A 1,034-nucleotide genomic window follows, 5' to 3' on the forward strand; every position below is an offset into this window, starting at 1 on the left:
TGATCGGCATTTTCAGCTTGATCGTCGCTCTGCAGGTGGCCGAATTGGCGAAAAACCTGCCAGCCTACCAGTCCAACATCGTCTTGAAGGTAAAGGCGATGCAGGCTGCCAGTGCGGAAAATGGAATCGTAGACCGTATCACCGGCGTCGTTGAGCGGATCAGCCGCGAAATCGGTCGATCGGAGGCCAAGGCACCGGCGGGATCAGGAACCCCGCCGAGGGACCCACTGCTTGTCGAGATATACTCGCCGGACAATCCAATTCAGGTTTTGACGAATATCATTGCACCGCTCGTTGGCCCCGTAGCGATGGCCGGTCTTGTAGTCGTGGTAGTGATATTCATGTTGCTTGAGCGTGAAGGCCTGCGCGACCGATTTATTCGCCTCGCCGGCTTTGGTGATTTGCACCGGACGACCGAGGCACTCCAGGATGCCGGTAAACGCGTGGCCCACTACCTTCTGATGCAGTTGATCGTGAACGTCGCATATGGTCTTCCTGTAGCAATCGGACTTGGGATCATCGGCATCCCAAATGCGGTCCTATGGGGTCTACTGGCAATGGTTCTGCGTTTCGTCCCGTATATCGGGCCGGTGATCGCAATGGCCTTGCCCCTCTTCCTGTCGGTGGCGGTCGATGCCGGATGGTCGATGTTATTGTGGACCGCCGGCCTGTTTCTGCTCATGGAGCTCTTGATCAACAATGTTGTGGAGCCGATGCTCTATGGTTCCAGGACGGGTCTGTCGCCGCTGGCGATCGTCGTCTCCGCGATATTCTGGGCATGGATTTGGGGTCCAGTTGGGCTGGTGCTTTCCACACCACTCACCGTCTGTCTTGTCGTGCTTGGGAAACATGTCCCGCAGTTCGGGTTTCTGCAGGTCCTTTTCGGGAGCGATCCGGTCCTTGCGCCGCATGCCCGGCTCTATCAGCGTCTCCTCGCCGGCGATCCCGACGAAGCGACAGATCAAGCGGAGGAGATTCTCGATGAAGAGTATCTGGTGGATTACTACGACGCCGTTGCGGTGCCTGCCTTGATA

1 protein-coding gene is annotated in these 1,034 nt (G+C 57.4%); it reads left to right on the forward strand.

The annotated features are described in order from the left end of the window. On the forward strand, nucleotides 1–1,034 hold a 1,034-nt coding region (locus ACPYOI_RS35760; RefSeq protein ID WP_481424136.1), incomplete at both ends, for an AI-2E family transporter.

The sequence above is a fragment of the Rhizobium sp. SVR5-2C genome, assembly GCF_056755115.1.